This is a genomic window from Bythopirellula superficialaquae (assembly GCF_059632245.1).
In genome coordinates this window covers 3317466-3335020 of record NZ_CP197426.1, presented here as the reverse complement: position 1 = coordinate 3335020, position 17555 = coordinate 3317466, and the positions used below count along the sequence as shown (strand labels likewise).

Below are 17555 nucleotides of genomic sequence, written 5' to 3'. Positions count from 1 at the left end.
GTGGCCCGTGATTCTATTGCAGATCGACGTAAATGCAATCCCAATCAGGAGTGTGGACGACGAGCGAGGCGCTACGAGCCAGTGGAAGTCGTCAATAAACCGCCAAATCAGGCATCCCCGACTTAAGACAGGGTGCCCTAGTCCGTGGTTGCTTATTACCCAATTCTATAAATGTAGGGTCTGTAGAACTTGACCGGAAGAGGCAGGCTGACAAGACTTTGCTCACCCCGTCTTAGGTTTTGAACGGATAAGAGAAGCGGAACTTGGCAGACAGCTGGGGCTTTGTGAAACGACTGAATATCTATGGCAAAGAAGGCAACTACTCCTGAATCCGGCGACGGCGGCCAAGCACTGGTCATCGTGGAATCTCCAGCCAAGGCCAAAACGATTGGCAAGTACTTGGGCAAAGGTTTCCGTGTCGAGGCGAGCATCGGCCACATTCGCGACTTGCCGCAAGGGGCTGCGCAGATCCCGGCGGAATATAAAGGAGAGCCGTGGTCGAACTTGGGGGTGAACGTCAACGACAACTTCACGCCCATTTATGTCGTTCCGCCCGAGAAGTCTAAGCAAATCAAGCTGCTCAAAGACGAACTCAAAAAGTGCAACGCACTCTATCTGGCGACGGACGAAGACCGCGAAGGGGAAGCGATCAGTTGGCATTTGCTGGAGATTTTGAAACCCAAGGTGCCGGTGCATCGGTTGGTGTTTCACGAAATCACGAAGGATGCCATTCAAGCAGCACTGGCAGGTCCGCGCGAGGTTGACCAGGGCTTGGTACGAGCCCAAGAAACACGCCGCATTCTTGACCGGTTGTATGGCTATGAAGTTTCGCCGCTGCTGTGGCGGAAGGTTCGCCCACGACTTTCGGCAGGCCGCGTGCAAAGCGTTGCCGTGCGTTTGATCGTGGAACGCGAACGCGAGCGGATGGCGTTTGTCTCGGGCACGTGGTGGGACTTGCTGGCCCAGTTTTCCAAGGAAGATGGCCAATCGCTTGAAGCGCCGTTGATGTCGTCAGATGGTCGCAAAATTCCTTCGGGTAAGGATTTTGATTCGACGACGGGCAAACTCAAAAACCCCGACATGTTGTTGCTGGATGGTCCGGGCGCGAACGCCCTGATCGAGCGCATCAAGAACGGCACGTTCCGCGTGGCTTCGATTGAAGATAAGCCATACACCACGAAGCCTTATCCACCGTTCACGACCAGTACGCTGCAACAGGAAGCGAACCGTAAGCTCGGATTCACGGCGCGGCGGACGATGCAAGTGGCCCAAAGCTTGTACGAAAACGGCCACATCACTTACATGCGTACCGACTCGACGAATTTGGCGAGCGTGGCGATTCAGGACGCACGTGATTTGGTGAGCCGCAGCTATGGCGGTGAGTTTTTGCCGTCGGAGCCGCGCGTTTACAAATCCAAGGTGAAGAACGCTCAGGAAGCTCACGAAGCGATCCGCCCCGCGGGTCATCCGTTTGAACTGCCTGAGACGATGAAGAATGTGCTGAACAACGACGAGTTTCGTCTGTTCGACATGATTTGGAAACGCACGATTGCCAGCCAGATGTCAGATGCGCGTGGTCGGCGGATCGTCGTCTCGATCGAAGGAGAAGGCTGCGTCTTCCAAGTGAGCGGCAAAACGATCGACTTCCCCGGTTATCTGCGGGCGTATGTGGAAGGTTCCGACGATCCCACGGCGGAATTGGCCGACCAAGAACGTGCGCTACCGAATTTGGAAGTGGGCGATCAGCTGCGTGCCACTTCGTTAGAAGCCAAAGAACACACGACCCAAGCCCCGGGGCGCTACAGCGAAGCGGCACTCACCAAGGCGCTGGAAGAACGCGGCATTGGTCGGCCCAGTACGTATGCGTCGATTATTGATACGATTCTCGCGCGGAACTACGTGTTCAAAAAGAACAATGCGCTAGTGCCAACTTGGGTCGCGTTTTCCGTCATCACGTTGCTGGAAGAGAATCTCGGTTCGCTGGTGGATTATCAATTCACCGCGCAGATGGAAGACGATCTCGACGCGATCAGCCGCGGCGAGCGCGGGCACGTGGAATACTTGGGCGACTTTTACTTCGGCAATGGTCGGCCCGGTTTGAAGAAACTCCTTGAGCACAAGATCGACGAGATCGATCCCGCGAAGATCAGCCGGATTTTCATCGGCAAGCCTGAGAACGGTCCCGATGTGTTTGTCCGCGTGGGCCGTTACTCTCCGTTTGTCGAGCAGGGCGATCGCACGGCTTCGCTCAAAGACGACGTTGCGCCCGATGAAGTCACGCTGGCGATGGCGCTCCAGTTGTTGGATCAGGCCGAGAAGGGTGACGAGCCGCTGGGGAATTGCCCAGAAACCAACAAGCCAGTGTATGTCAAAGTGGGTCGCTTCGGTCCCTATGTGCAGCGCGGCAATACAGACGATGAAGAGAAGCCGCAAAACGCCAGTTTGCTCAAGGGAATGGTGCCCGAGCAGATCGACCTCGAAACCGCGCTCAAGCTGCTTTCATTGCCACGCAATTTGGGCAATCACCCGGAAAAGAATGAGCCGATCGAGGCGCACAATGGGCGCTATGGGCCATACATTAAGTGTGGAACCGACACGCGTTCGCTTCCTGCGGATGTTTCGCCCATTGATGTGACGTTCGCGCAAGCTGTCGACTTGCTGGCACAACCCAAAACGCACCGCCGTGGGGCTGCTAAGAAGCCGCCGCTCAAACTGTTTGACGCATCACCCGTGACCGAAAAGCCGGTGCAGATTCTCGAAGGTCGTTTCGGACCTTACATCACCGATGGCGTGACGAATGTCTCGCTGCGAAAAGGGATGTTGCCGGAAGAAATCACGTTCGACGAAGCGCTCGGATTGCTAGCCGATAAAGCCGCCTTGGGCCCACCGCCTAAGAAAGCATCCAAGAAAAAGGCGGCACCCAAAGCGGCGACAGCCAAAAAATCTGCCACGAAGAAAGCTGCTCCTAAAAAAGCCGCGACTAAAAAGGCAACCCCGAAGAAAGCTGCGAAGAAAAAGTCGAGCTAGCTGGGTTCTATGGGTGGCCTCGTCAGTGCTGGTAAGACACTGCTGGGCAAGCCAGCAGTGGCACCCGTTTTCGGATGAGAAGTTCTCTAGCTTTGCTTGAAGTGTTAAATCTTCGTGAGAAAGCGTTGTGGCTGTTCGCCCACCCTTCGATGGCGTAGCATGAATCCATGCAATTTGCCATTTGAAGGGGTGTGTGATGTCGAAATCGTTGTTGATTGTTTGCGTTCTCTGCTCGTGGTTGGCGGTGGGCGATCTTTACGCCCAGCAAAGTGAACCAGAGCCCTCTGCTACGCAAGATGCTTCCGCGCAACCTGAGCGTGGGCGGATGTTTCAAGGCCGTGGTCGTTTGGGCCAACAGGGTATGGGCTTTGTCCCACTGCTGCAAATCGATTCCGTGAAGCAGGAGCTCAAACTCGAAGGGGATCAGGCGGCACAGGTCGATTCGCTGACTGTGAACATTCGTGAAGATTTCGCCGAAGAAATTCGCGGCATGATGCAGTCGTTTCGCGACGCTGATCCAGCGGATCGCCAACAGTTTCGCGAACGAATGGCCGAAATGGCTAACCGCATCAATGAAAGATTAGGCACCGTCTTGAATAGCGACCAAACCTCGCGGTTGCGGCAAATCAATCTGCAGCTTGGCCTGCGGCGCGATGGTGCGGCAACGGCACTTTCAAGTTCCGACATCGCGGCGGCATTGGATCTCACGGCCGACCAACAGAAACAATTGCGCGAGCAAGCTCAGGCTCAAGGTAGGCGTGGCGCGGTGACTTTGGCTGAAGCCCGCGAAGAAGCCAACGCGCTGCTGTCCCCCGACCAGCAAGAAAAACTTGTGACTTTGTTAGGTGCGGAATTCGATCTGCCGGCGGCAATGTTGGAAGGCAACCGCGGTCGTGGGGGATTTGGGGGGCGACGCGGGAATGCCGAAGGGAGACGCTCGTTGCGGCAGCGTCCCGAAATGGCCGAGGAAACCGAGTCTGCCGAGGCGATTTAATACCACAGGCCTAGTTCCGGATTGAGCAGCCACGGATGAAACACAGATTAAACACGGAAATTTGGTAGGCCGCTTCTCGCCAATCCGTGTTTTATCCGTGAAATTCCGTGACGGCTCACTCGTGCTTCAAAGACACTGCTGGGCGAGCCAGCAGTGGCACACTAATTCTCAATCTGCCGAACAACCTGGGCAATTTGGCCGCGGGTTTGATTCGAGCTTGGGGAGTGGGCATAATTGAGGAACTGCGACGTTACCGTTCGCACTACTCCTGCCTTCTTGTCCCACCTGACTCGGAACATGGATCCCGGCAATATTCTTTTGAAGCATGGGCTGGTTGACCACGCCGGCCTGGAGCAGATTTCCGCGGCGCGGGTCAATGGCGATCGCGCGGATGAAATCGCCGTGCGCTTGGGGCTTGTGACCGAAGCAGATGCGCTGCGGGTGATGGGCGCCGAGATGGGTATGGAAATGATCGACCTGGAACATACCCAGATTGATCGTTCGCTGCTCGCCGAGTTTCCTCAAAAGCTCATCTATCGCCACGGGCTGTTTCCAATCGCCCGGCAAAATGGCTCGGTGATTGTGGCCACCTCGGATCCGCTTGATTTGTTTTCGCTCGACGAAGCGGGGGCCGTGCTGGGGTGTGCCGTGGAGCCCGTGCTGGCCTCCAAGGATTCGATTGCCCAGTGCATGCGAACCCACTTGGGTGTCGGCAGCGAAACTGTGGAAGGTTTGCTGGCCCAGCGTGAAGAAGAGGAAGACGTCGAGTTCCTGGGAGACATCGATGCCGACGACGCGGAGATTTCCGCCGAAGCTCAGGAAGCCTCGGTGGTACGACTCGTCAACGAAATTCTCAAGGAAGCCATCGATGCGCGGGCGAGCGACGTGCATATCGAATCGCAACCTTCTGGCATTAAGATTCGCTACCGCATCGACGGCATGCTGCATCAGCAACCCGCGCCGGCGGAAATCAATCGCTTTCACGCCGCGATCATCAGCCGACTGAAAATCATGGCACGGCTGAACATTGCCGAAAAGCGTTTGCCACAAGATGGCCGTATCAAGCTGAAAGTTCATGGCCGCGAAGTCGACGTGCGTGTGTCGGTGATTCCGATGCTGCATGGCGAGGGGATCGTCATGCGTCTCTTGGACAAAGGGAGCATGGAATTTTCGCTCGAGAAGTTGGGTATGCAAGGAGACTTGCGCCGCCACTTCGATCAGTTGATTCGCTTGCCGCACGGAATCATTCTCGTGACGGGTCCCACGGGCTCGGGCAAGACGACGTCGCTTTACAGTGCGCTGCTGGATATCAAAAGCGAAGACACGAAGATCATCACCACCGAAGACCCTGTCGAATATCAACTCGAAGGGATCAATCAAATTCAGGTCCACCCGAAGATTGGGCTGACGTTCGCCCAATCCTTGCGTGCCATTTTGCGGCATGATCCCGACGTAGTGTTGGTGGGGGAAATTCGCGATCACGAAACGGCTGAAAATGCAATTCAAGCCTCGCTCACGGGTCACTTGGTGTTTAGCACGTTGCATACGAATGATGCGCCAAGTGCTTACACGCGATTGGTGGATATGGGGATCGAACCTTTTTTGGTGGCGAGCACGATTGAGGCTGTGATGGCTCAGCGACTCGTGCGCAGGCTATGCCGGGCCTGCCGGGCACCCTACCAGCCCCGCCAAGAAGACCTGCCTAACGATTTTCCGTGGGACGATTACATCGCGGGGGGAATGCCGCTGTACCATCCGGCGGGTTGCCGACTCTGCCGCGAAATGGGGTTTGCCGGCCGACAGGGCATTTTTGAGCTTTGCGTGACAACCGACTCGGTCCGCCAATTGGCCCACGATCGGGCAAGCAGCTGGGAAATTCGCAAAGCGGCTCTCGCCGACGGTATGCGTACCTTGCGGCAAGATGCGTGGCTTAAGGTGCTGGAGGGGATCACCACCGTTGAAGAAGTCTTGCGTGTGACAAAGGGTGACCGGTTTTGATCGCGGAATTCGGATTGCAGAGTGCGGATTGATGAACAAGATTAAGCCAAACACGCATGAATAGTATATCTCGGACGACTAGGACTACAGCGAAGTACCATTCCGCAAACTGAAATCCGCAATCCGCATTCATTATGGCCGACTTTGCCTACATTGCTCGAGATACCGCCGGTCAACGCGTTGCGGGGAAGTTGTCGGCAGCCACGCAGCGCGAGGCCATGAGCACGCTCGCGGGAATGAAGCTGTTTCCGGTCGAAGTGAAGCAAGCAGCTGCCCCAGTCAGAATTCAATTCGGCGGAAAGGTGCGCCCGCACGCGATGGCGCAGTTCTATCTGCAACTTGCCGCGTTGATGAAAAGCGGTGTGCCCTTGCTGCGGGCACTCGAAGTGCTTGGCAATCAAAGCACGTTGCCGGCACTTAAGACCACGATCGAAGACTTACGTGATCGCATCGCCGACGGCGAGTCATTGGCCGAGGCGATGTCTAGGCATCCGCGCACGTTCAATGATTTGTCGATCAGCATCGTCCGCGCGGGGATCGAAGGTGGTTTTTTGGAAGAGGCCTTGGAACGCGTGGCTCGGTTCACCGATCAACAGGCCGAACTGAAAAGCCGTGTCATGGGGGCGCTCGCCTATCCCATGTTTTTGATCGTGTTCAGTATTTCGATTGTCACGGTCTTGATCGTTTACTTTGTACCGCAGTTTGAAACTCTGTTCAGCCGTTTGCGAGCCAAGGGTGAACTCCCGTTGATGACGGAGTTTTTGCTTTGGCTCAGCACGGCCATTTCGAGCTATGGGCTTTTGATCGCTCTAGCGATCGGGCTGATTGTGATGGCCGTGCGTTCTCAAATTGCGACCGAAGCCGGTCGGTGGTTTGTCGACAAGTGGAAACTCAAGATTCCCCAAGCGGGTGCGATTTACTGCAATTTGGCGGTCTCACGATTTTGCCGAGTGCTGGGAACACTGCTCAGCGGGGGTGTCCCCATCGTGCGGGCACTCACCATCAGTGCCGATTCGACCGGCAATCGCGTGTTAACCGCCGCGGTGAACAATGCCGCCGACAATCTGACGGCGGGCGAATCTTTGGCGAATCCCTTAAAATCCAGCGGACATTTTCCGCCTGACGTCGTAGAAATGATCAGCGTTGCCGAACAATCCAACACGCTGGAAACCGTGCTGACCGACATTGCTGACTCGCTGGAGCGGCAAACCTGGCGGAAATTGGACCTGATGGTGCGGCTGGTTGAACCCTTGATGTTGTTGGTGATGGCTTCGGCGGTGTTGGTGATCGTTGTCGCGCTGCTACTGCCAATGTTAAAATCAGCTACGGCTTTGTAATGAGTAAAATTGTTTGTTGTGTGCGGAGCAAGCTCCGGCGCTAAATTGAATAAACTTGTCCCGCCTCAGGCGTCCCTCCCCAAGTCAAAAATGAGTACAGAGGAAAGGAGTTTCCCTATGTTTTGTAGCAAGAGTCACTCGCAAACATCGGCGTTATCACGTACAGGCTTCACACTGATCGAAGTGCTGCTCGTGTTGATTATTTTGGTGATTTTGTCGTCGCTCGCAGTTAGCCAGTTTGGTGGCGTCAAAGAACGTGCCAACATTGATGCCGCCAAGTCGCAGATCGGACTGGTAAAGAGCAGTATCGAATCCTACAGGCTCTATACGAATAAGTATCCTTCTAAGCTGCAAGATTTGTGGGAAGAGCCAAGCGATTCTTCGGTTGCAGACAAATGGTCCGGTCCATACATGGAAAAATTAAAAGAGGATCCGTGGGGCAATGAGTATCAATACACAGCCGAGGGCAAGAAGAACTCCGGCAAGTACGATTTCTGGTCCAATGGTCCCGATGGCAAAAGCGGCACGGAAGACGACATCGGCAACTGGGAAGAAAAAGGCTAATCCGTGCCACATGTTCGTCGCGCATTAACGCTGTTTGAAGTGCTGCTCGTTTTGGTATTGCTCGTGGTCGTGGGCAGCCTGGCGATGCCGCTCTTTGAAGGGGGCTTCGCCACGGTGCGATTGCGACGAGCCACCGATCAAGTTTTGGCTTCGTGGTCGGAGACGCGCGCCCGGGCCATCGAGACGGGGCAGATTCAGCAATTCCGGTTTCAACCGGAATCGGGTAGCTATCGCAGCGAGCCTTGGTTTCCTGAAGAAACATTGCCGGCAATCGAAGAACCAGCAACGCCGATTGAAGATATCATTCTTCCCGAGCAAGTGGTTTTTGCCGAGGGGGATGTTCAGGTTTTTGAACCGACGGTTGGGCCACAAGTCACGCCGATGGCGCAGGGTGGGTCTGGATTGTGGTCGAGCCCCATTTTGTTTTTCCCCGATGGTTCGAGTTCCGCGGCGAGCGTGTTGCTGCGCAATGAAAAGCAAGTTTTTCAGCGAGCCACGTTGCGAGCGCTGACGGGCACGGCGCGTTCGAGTGAATTGCTCTCCGAAGAAGAAGCCGAGCGGAGGCAATTCCAATGAGACGCTCCGCTCGTTCGGCATTCACACTGATTGAAGTCATTCTAGCGCTCGCGATTCTGGCGGGGTCCGTTGCCGTGTTGGGCGAAATCATGGCCATCGCGGGGCGCCACGCGCGCGACGCTCAGGCCGAATCCCGCGCGCAGCTGATGGCGGCGACCGTCATGGACGAAATGCTCACGGGGATCACGGAAGTCGTTCAAGTTTCGCGGCAGCCATTGGAAACGACCGAGGAAACCGTTCCCTGGATGTACAGCGTGACTATCAACACGACGAATATCGTTGGGCTCTCATTGATCGAAGTGATTGTCGAGCAAGATTTGGAACCGCAGTTTAATCCGGTGAAATATCGATTGGTCAGATACTACACTGTGCCGGTGGCGGAAACTCCCTCGGATGCCACAGATGGCATGGGAGGTGGCAGTGGATAAGAAGCGATGTTGGTTGCTCAGTTCGATTGGGCCTCCCCTAGCCGCTCCCGTCCAAATATCTGGAGTGATGGCTCGGGAGGGGGATAAGAGGCGTGGCTTTACACTGTTGGAAGTTGTGTTGGCGATTGGGCTGTGTGGCGCGGTGATGGCGCTGTTGGTGACGGCCATAGATTTATATCTCGTCCGCGTTGACACCAGCCGCACGCAAGTGGAATCGTCGCAACTTGCGCGGACGTTGCTCAATAAGATTGCGGAGGATCTGCGCGCAGCTCGTTATGCAACGTCGTCTTCGAGTTCGGGGCCGCCTGGCTTGGTTGACGGCAGCGCAGAGAGTGGGTTTGGCTCGGATGCTGGGTCAAGTTCAGGCCCTGCCGTTGGGCAATCGACTTCGACCGATCTCGGCATCTACGGAACATTGACCGAGTTGCGGATCGATCGTGCGACGGAGCGGAATTGGCGGCAGGTGATGGTGCCTGCGGCTGAAGTCACCACAACGACTGATCCTTATGACATGCCTCAGACGGTGGAGTATTTCTTTGAAGAAGGACGTGTGATGACGCTCGCGGATTTGGCGGCGGGGGGCGTGAGCGATAACACGAATTTGACCGGCTACACGGGGCTTTACCGCCGGCAAACGCCCACGGCATCGATCATGTCGACGACTGCACCGAGCGCAAGGCTTACCGAAAGCCAGGAACCCGCGGAATTGCTGGCGCCGGAAGTGGTGCAGATTTCGTTCATGTATTCCGACGGTGTGCAGTGGTACGAGGAGTGGGATTCCTCGACACAGCAAGGATTGCCCGCGGCGGTGGAAATCAAGGTCACGCTGTTTGCCGACGTGCTGGGGACTGATGCAGCTCAGCGAGATCTTGATGAAGTAGAACGTCGCCGCGATCCCGCGCGGTGGGTCGAACACCGGCTGGTCGTGCGAATCCCACAGCTTGACGAGCCGCAAGAATTGAGCGGCCCCGCAGCGCCCGACACGAGTCAACCGCAGCAGCCAGGAGGCCCCTGATGCTGATCAATCGTGCGAACCGTGGCGGTAGCATTTTGTTGCTGGTGTTGTTGTCGATTGTGATTATGTCGCTGGCGACGGCGTCGTACCTGACATTGATGCGCAACGAGCATCAAGCCACTCGCAACGCGGGGCAGCAACTGCAAGCTCGCTATCTCACCGAATCAGCAACGGCCCATCTCAGCTTGTTTCTCGATCAAACCGATGCGTTGATTGCCCAGCAGGGGGGATTACTGGCCAATCCGGGCACGATGCAAGGAATTTTGGTAGCTGATGATTTGAATCTGGAATCGCGCGGGCGGTTTACGGTGGTCGCTCCCGATATCGTGCAGGGTTACTATTCAGGCGTGCGTTACGGCTTGGAAGATGAATCAAGCAAGTTGAATCTCAACGCGCTGGCACAAGCCGAAGGGGACGAAACGGCCACACGGAATCGATTGCTGTTTATTCCCGGGATGACCGAAGACATTGCCGACGCGATTCTCGATTGGATCGACGCCGATAATCAGCCCCGGGCGTATGGTGCCGAGGATAGCTATTACCAGGGACTGAACCCGGCTTATCAACCGCGGAATGGGCCGTTGCAATCGCTCAGCGAATTGCTGCAAGTTCGGGGCGTGACGCCGGAGTTGTTGTATGGACTCGATACGAATCGCAATTTTGTTGTCGATACCGGCGAACAGGCCCGGGGGATGTTGTTGCAGCTTGATAATTCGTTGGGCCAATTGAATCGGGGTTGGTCGGCGTATTTTACGGTCTATGCTGCGGAGCGTGTGCTCGATCCGACGGGCAATCCGAAGATCAACGTCAACAATCCCGATTTGCGGGCGTTGCAGACGGCGTTGCAACAAGCGGTCGATGCGGAGGCGGCGAATTTTATTATTGCCTATCGCCAGTATGGGCCGGCGGAGGAGGAATCGGCTGGCCCTGGTGGCGGGAACTCGAGCGCCGCGTCGTTGACGATCGATTTGAACGTCGAACCGACAACCGAGATCAATTCGCTGTTGGATTTGGTGGGAGCGCGAGTTTCCATTCAAGAGAACCAGAACGGCCAATCAGGACAAAACCCACCCGTGCAGGGTGAAGAGGGCGAATCAGGAGGGTCTCCCCCGGGGGCAACACCACCAGGTGGAGCGGAAGAAACGGTCGATTCTCCCTGGCAGGATAGCGCGGGACTTTATAGCGGCGTTTTTTTGACCTTGCTCGACAAGCTGACCACCACCGATGAGGGAGCGCGTGGTGGGCGGATCAATGTGAATTTGGCAACGAGGCCCGTTTTGTTGTCGATCCCCAATCTGACGGAAATTCAAGCCGATCAGATTCTCACGATGCGTGAGGTGGCCGTCGATCGACAGATCAGTTTGCAGCGTCATGCGATTTGGCTGTTGGCCAATGGCGTGGTGACCCTGGAAGAGATGAAACAGATCGATCCATTTGTCACCTCGGGAGGTGACGTTTACAGTGCCCAGGTCGTGGGCTTTTTTGATGGCCAGCCGGCGACCTCGCGGGCCCAGATTGTGTTTGACCGCACGGATACGACGACCTTGCTGGTCAGCTGGGAAGATTTGAGCAAATTGGGGCCTGGATTTACGCCTACGGAGCTGGGAGCGGCAGTCATCGAGCAGCAATAAGTAGTTTCGCATCGGCCCAGTTTTGTGACTAAAATTATCTAATAGCCGTCGGCGGGAGCCGGTGGTCCATAATTATAAGAACCGTGGGCTGCCGCCTGCGGCTATGAAGAAAATTTGCATGACAAGAGCCGTCGTTATCCAACTTGCTCCTCAAGAAATTCGTGCCGTGGTTGCGCGCGCGGAACACTTGGGCATGCAGGTCGAAGGCGTGATTGCCGTACCGATTGAAGGCGCGGATATCGCCGCCGCGGCAAAGAAGTTTGCCGCGGAATTGGAAGTTCATCAGCCCAACAAAGCTGAGTTGTTGATGGCGATTCCTTCGTCGGCCATCAAGTGGCAGTATATTTCGTTGCCTCCGTGTCCGCCGGAGGATCTGCCGGCCCTGGTCACGTTGCAGCTTGATCTGGAGCCATCGCGCGACGACGAAGCGATTGGCTACGACTTCCTGCCGTTTGTCGGCAGCGAAGATCGTCCCCAGCGGGTGTTGGGAATGATGCTGCGAGTCGCAGAGTTGGCACGCGTGCGGAATTTTTCACGTATCGCGGGCTTGAAAGCCGAGCATCTCGTTCCCTTTGCGGTCGGTTGGACCGAACTCGGCAAGCAACTCGACCTAGCGACGCAAACCACACAGATACTGGTCGCAATCCAGGGCAAAGAAGCAACGATTTGGGCGATGGTCGCTGGTGAGATGGCGCTGATTCGACAAGTGACACTTGTGGAAGAATTGGAGAGCGGCAAAGCGGCAGCTGGTGTTGCCGCGCAATTGCGCCGCACGATGTTGAGTTTGTCTCAGGAAGGAATCCTTGCCGATGAGGCCGAGATCCTTGTTTTGGGCGAACCATTCGCGGCACTGCAAGGTATGGCCGATGAATTGCGGGGGCAGTTCACACAATCGGTGCGAACTTTGAGCTTGCCGCCGGAAGTCTCGTTGCCGGAGTCGGCAACTGCGATCCGAGCCGAACTTTTGCCGCTGTTGGGGATCGCTTGGCAAGCCGTGCAGGGGCAGCCACCGGTTCTCGACTTTTTGCATCCCCGGAAACCGCCGGAACCGAAATCGAATCGACGGACACTGGTATTGGCGGGTGTGGCCGCAGGGTTACTTGCGGCGATGATCGGCTGGCAGATGTATGCAAATCTCAACGAGCCGCTGTGGACGACGGAGAAATTGCAAGACGAACTGTACACCATCAATCAAGAGCTGGAGCCTTTGCAGGCAGAAGAACGCGATGCGGCCCGGATTCGCGAGTGGCTCGACGCTTCGCCAAATTTGCTGACGGAGTTGGTTGCTTTGGGCGAGGATTGGCGGCCAGAGACATTTGATTCTAAGGATTTTGCAATCGCCAACGATGGAGTCTTGAAGCGAGTTGATCTTACCAATCGACGCCTGATTCTCACGGGCAACGTGGCAAGCAGCGCGGCCGTTCAGCCGTTGGAGAATCGTTTGCGCGATACGGGCCATCGTGTCCGCCGCGAGCAAAGCGATCCTACGACCGATGGGGGGCAGTACCCTTGGCAGGTGCAAATCGTGGTCGACGTCGTCGATGGTAGTCCCGCGGGGGGCCAGCCATGACGCAACGCGAAAAAATTCTCGCTGGCACGGTGGGCATGATTGCCGTGTTGTGGGTTGGCTCGTCGGGGCTGACCCGCTATCGCGATGCCGTCGAGGCGAATCGTTCGGAACTTCGCGAAGCGGAACAGGAAGTTAGCCAAGCCCGCACGGCCAAGCTGCGCGGCCAGCGAGCCATGACGAAGCTGCGCCGCTGGCAGAAACAATCGCTGCCGACGAATGCGGATATTGCGAATTCGCTCTACCAGGACTGGTTGCAGAAACAAATGACCGAGGCCGCGTTGAAGGTGGCTGACATCAAAAGTTCTGCTGGCCTGCGAGGCGGCAATGACCGCACACAGGAGTTCACTTATGTCGTGACGGCCTCGGGGCAAATGTCCCAGCTGGTCGACTTTCTGTCGCGGTTCTATCAAGCAGGGCATCTGCAAAGAATCTCGCGGGCTTCGCTTGCACCCGCCAAGGAAGGAAACGATCTTTCGATTACGTTGACGGTCGATGCGTTATCAATGCGTGACTCACCGCGCACCGACACGTTGAGCGATCTGAAGAGTGACTTAAAACTTCCACCGCTCGAAGAACTGCAAGCAGCTATCGCCAAACGCGATCTGTTTGCGCCGTTCAAAGACACCGCCGCGGTTGCTAGCAAACCTCAAGAGAACGAAGCCGATCAAGCATTCATTTCAGGCATGGGACAGGGCGAGGGTGGTTGGTATATGTCGATCCGGATGAAGGACTCCGGCAAGATGATGTACTTCCGTGCCGGTGATTCGATTCAGATCGGTAAATTCACCGGCAAAGTGAGTGAAATCGACGGTCGTCGGGCCATCGTCGAGCAAGAGGGCAACCGTCTGCAAATCTTCTTGGGGCAATCCTTGGGGCAAGCTCAGCCCGTTACGCAGCAAGCAGGCTAAACTGCTAGCGGGATAATCTCTCCCCAGATGGTGGTATTTTCTGGCGTCTTGGGCAAACTTTGCCGATTATTCCGATTGTAAGGGCGCCTTTTTAGGCGTTCCGCGCACCTATCCGGCAACGGTGGCCTGCCATGACCAACCAACAATCCAAACTGCGCAAGGGCATTCAGCGGCGTATTATCGCGCTTTGCTGTGTGGCGATTGTTGGTCTACTGGCGCAATTGGCCGCAGCGCAGCAGGCCACAAATAATAACGGCCCGTATGTGCAAACGTATCGTGTCGATGCGGCGGGTGCTCAGCGCATTGAGCCAATCAGACAAGAGTTTGCTGGCCGGCAAGACGTGCGAGAATTTTACGACGCTGCTTCGCAGCAATGGGTTGTGGTCGCGCCACCTGCGGTTCACGAACGAATTGCACAAGAGTTCACGGCGAAAGAGCCAGCGCCCCCTGCTCCCAGTGATGGGCCGCAACTTGCTCCGCAGCCTGCTCCGGCGCTGCCTGCTCCTGTTGTTTCAAATCGGCTTCAATCCTTGACGGCCGAAATGTTGCATCAGCGTTTAGAACAAGTTCTGGGACGCAAACTCAATGTTGAAGCCGGTTCAGCGGGTCGCGCCACAGTCATCGAAAATCGCGATGGCCCTGTGGTGAAGATCTGGACCAACGACACGACCAAGGAATTCAAGATCGACGGCACGCCGGTTCAAGTGAAAGCTTGGCAAGGAATTGTCGCGACACTGGATAAATCGGCTGCTGGTGAAAAGGTGGCTGTGTTGCAAGCTCCCACTAATCCCAAATTGCGTGAAGCGGTTGCCCTCCTGACGGGTACCACGACAAAGGCTCAAACTGTTCAAGCCGAAATCCCTGGCGAGGCTCCTGCCGCGACTGAGGGTGGCAAACAGAATAGCCCGCTGGGACCGGTGCGAATCGACGTTGTCGAAGGGACCAACAGCTTGATGCTGCGTGGTAGCCCCGAAGACGTCGAGCGGGTCATGAAGATCATCGAAGAAATCGAAGAGATGGAACAAATCTCCGAGCCGGTGATCGAAGTGGTGATGCTCAAGAACATCGATTCGCAAGCCTTGGCGGCATTGCTCGTTCAAGTCACGGGCGAACTTTCCACACGTTATGGTTTTGGTTCGATCGTGGCGGTGCCGCTGGTGAATCCTAACGCAGTTCTGCTCGTCGGTTTGGAACCTTCGGTGGAACGTGCGAAGAGCATCATCGAGCGTTTGGATTTGCCAACGCCCGCAGAGAACATGCAGTTCCGCGTGTTCCGCTTGAAAAACGCCAACGCCGTGGATGCGCTCCCCGTAGTGGAAAGTTTGTTTGCCGTGGAAGGTGAGACGGAAGTCCCGGGCCTCGGCTCGCGGGCACAAATGTTTGCTGACGCGCGGTTGAACGCTTTAGTCGTGCGGGCCACGCCACGCGATATGGAAGAAATCCGCGCGTTGATCAACGAAATCGATCAGCAGGCGAGCGATTCGGTCAACGAGATTCGTGTGTTCAAACTCAAGAACACCGTCGCGACCGATCTGGCTGAAGTGCTGCAAGAAGCTTTCAATCCGACGGGCACAGGTGGCCCCGAGAATCTTTCGCGGTTGCTGAAATTGATCACGATCGATTCTCAAGGGAAGCAGCAGTTGGAGTCGGGCGTGTTGAGCGGTTCGAAAGTGACGGGGGCTCCGAGTGCCAACGCATTGATCGTGACGGCGCCTCCCGAAAGCATGCCGATGCTGGCGAATTTGATTTCTCAATTGGATCAATCCCCCGATGCCGCCGTGGAGCTCAAGATTTTCTCGCTTAAGAACGGCGATGCCGTGTCCTTGGCGGAGACCTTAAGAGAGCTGTTTGCCACGGGACCACAAGGGGAAGGGGACGGTGATCAACCGGCCTCGTTGTCGGCCATACGCATCGAAGTCGATGAACGCACCAACAGCATTATCGCCGCGGGAACGTTGGAAGACTTGCTGGTGGTCGAGGCCATCGTGCTGCGACTCGACTCCACGGATTCTCGGGATCGGCAGAATCATGTCTATCGACTGAACAATAAGCCCGCCGAGGAAGTGGCCTTGGCGTTAAACGATTGGTTGCGCGCCGAGCGCGACGTGCAAGGGACCGCTCCCGGAACGGCCAGTCCCTTTCAGCAGATCGAACGGGAAGTTGTGGTCGTACCGGAGATTGAAAGCAATAGTCTGATCGTCAGCGCCACTCCACGCTACTACGACGAGATTGCTCGCTTGGTGCGCGAGCTTGATGCTCAAGAGCCGATGGTAATGGTGCAAGTGCTGATTGGCGAAGTGGAACTTGGAGATGCCGATGAATTCGGCATCGAACTCGGTCTTCAAGATTCTGTGTTGTTCGATCGTAGCCTCTTAAGCGAACTGGAGCTTACGGACACGACGACGCAAACCACGACTCCAGGCGGTGCGATAACCCAGGTTGAACAGCAAACGATTCAATCCGCGACGCTTGCCCCTGGCTTTAATTTTGGTGACGCCGGCATTCCGTTGGGCAATTCCGGTAGCGACCGGTCGTTGGCCACGGCTGGCAATGTGGCTGCTCAGGGCCTTGCGAGTTTTGCGATGCAACGGGTCAATCCCGACCTAGGATTCGGCGGCATGGTCCTCTCGGCAAGCAGCGACAGCGTGAGCATGTTGCTGCGAGCCCTGCAAGAATCTCGCAAATTGGAAATTCTCAGCCGTCCGCAAATCATGGCCCTTAACAACCAAGAAGGCACCGCGTTTGTTGGGCAGGACGTGCCGTTTATCGTGGGCAGCACGATCGACGCTCTGGGCCAGCGAAACAATACAATTGACTTCCGCCAAGTGGGCTTGGGCCTGACCGTCGTGCCGCGGATCAGCCCCGAGGGCTTGGTCGTGATGAACGTCATTGCCGAGAAAAGTGAATTAGGGAGCGTTGCCGACGGCGTGCCGGTGTCGATTGCTCCCAACGGCGACGCGATCAACGCACCGATCATCGCGATGACGCGAGCCACCACGACCGTGAGTGCCGCGAGTGGTCAAACGGTTGTGTTAAGCGGTTTGTTGACGAAACGTGACTTTGCGTTGCATCGCCGCGTGCCGATCCTGGCTGATATTCCATTATTGGGAAGTTTGTTCCGCTTTGACAGTACTTCGACGCGCCGCACAGAGTTGCTGATCATTCTGACGCCGCATGTTGTGAACAATCGCTTCGAGTCAGAAATGCTCAAACAAGTTGAGTCGGCTCGGATGAGCTGGTGCCTCTCCGACGTGATCAACATGCACGGGCCGGTGGGATTACGGAGCAAGGACGACGTCCTGGGTGAATCGGAATCGCAGACGGTCTTTCCCGAACAGGTTCCCGAGGGTGAGTTGCTACCAACGCCGGATTTAGCTCCCCCCTTGGACGAGATGCCTTTGCCACCACAGAGTAATGCCCCGGTGCAAGAGACAGGCGAGCGCTCGGCATTGCGTTTTCCGTTTTCGTTGGGTAGCTCGAAAAACGAAGCGACGGCCGCCAAATAAA

12 protein-coding genes are annotated in these 17555 nt (G+C 56.2%); all 12 read left to right on the top strand.

Features of this window, described 5'->3' with window-relative positions:
• Positions 1-303 precede the first annotated feature (303 nt).
• The gene (gene topA / locus SH678x_RS13635) at positions 304-3027 is read left to right on the top strand and encodes a type I DNA topoisomerase (protein ID WP_496919008.1); all 2724 of its coding nucleotides are present in this window, start codon (positions 304-306) and stop codon (positions 3025-3027) included.
• A gap of 196 nt (positions 3028-3223) precedes the next feature.
• Positions 3224-4021, top strand: a complete 798-nt coding sequence (locus tag SH678x_RS13630; RefSeq protein WP_496919007.1) for a hypothetical protein — start codon at positions 3224-3226, stop codon at positions 4019-4021.
• A 297-nt stretch (positions 4022-4318) separates the two neighbouring features.
• The gene (locus SH678x_RS13625) at positions 4319-6019 is read left to right on the top strand and encodes a GspE/PulE family protein (protein ID WP_496919006.1); all 1701 of its coding nucleotides are present in this window, start codon (positions 4319-4321) and stop codon (positions 6017-6019) included.
• 134 nt (positions 6020-6153) lie between these two features.
• Positions 6154-7356: a type II secretion system F family protein gene (locus SH678x_RS13620; RefSeq protein ID WP_496919005.1), complete on the top strand. Its 1203-nt coding sequence runs from the start codon at positions 6154-6156 to the stop codon at positions 7354-7356.
• 117 nt (positions 7357-7473) lie between these two features.
• Entirely contained in the window at positions 7474-7920 is a 447-nt protein-coding gene (gspG, locus tag SH678x_RS13615) for a type II secretion system major pseudopilin GspG (RefSeq protein ID WP_496919004.1), read from the top strand.
• A 3-nt stretch (positions 7921-7923) separates the two neighbouring features.
• Positions 7924-8496 carry a hypothetical protein gene (locus tag SH678x_RS13610; protein WP_496919003.1) on the top strand — a complete coding sequence of 191 codons (573 nt, stop codon included), beginning with the start codon at positions 7924-7926 and terminating at the stop codon, positions 8494-8496.
• The gene (locus SH678x_RS13605) at positions 8493-8924 is read left to right on the top strand and encodes a type IV pilus modification PilV family protein (RefSeq protein WP_496919002.1); all 432 of its coding nucleotides are present in this window, start codon (positions 8493-8495) and stop codon (positions 8922-8924) included. Before SH678x_RS13610 ends, SH678x_RS13605 begins: the two co-directional genes overlap by 4 nt.
• Positions 8899-9939: a PulJ/GspJ family protein gene (locus SH678x_RS13600; RefSeq protein ID WP_496919001.1), complete on the top strand. Its 1041-nt coding sequence runs from the start codon at positions 8899-8901 to the stop codon at positions 9937-9939. The genes SH678x_RS13605 and SH678x_RS13600 overlap by 26 nt, the downstream gene beginning before the upstream one ends.
• A complete protein-coding gene (locus SH678x_RS13595) occupies positions 9939-11570 on the top strand; it encodes a type II secretion system minor pseudopilin (protein WP_496919000.1) in 1632 nt (543 codons plus the stop codon). Before SH678x_RS13600 ends, SH678x_RS13595 begins: the two co-directional genes overlap by 1 nt.
• Before the next feature lie 118 nt (positions 11571-11688).
• Positions 11689-13140, top strand: coding sequence for a hypothetical protein (locus tag SH678x_RS13590; RefSeq protein ID WP_496918999.1), 1452 nt, complete (start codon positions 11689-11691; stop codon positions 13138-13140).
• Positions 13137-14048 (top strand): hypothetical protein, encoded by a 912-nt coding sequence (locus SH678x_RS13585; RefSeq protein ID WP_496918998.1) that lies wholly within the window; start codon positions 13137-13139, stop codon positions 14046-14048. The genes SH678x_RS13590 and SH678x_RS13585 overlap by 4 nt, the downstream gene beginning before the upstream one ends.
• Before the next feature lie 131 nt (positions 14049-14179).
• Entirely contained in the window at positions 14180-17554 is a 3375-nt protein-coding gene (locus tag SH678x_RS13580; protein WP_496918997.1) for a secretin N-terminal domain-containing protein, read from the top strand.
• The last annotated feature ends 1 nt before the right edge of the window (position 17555 follow it).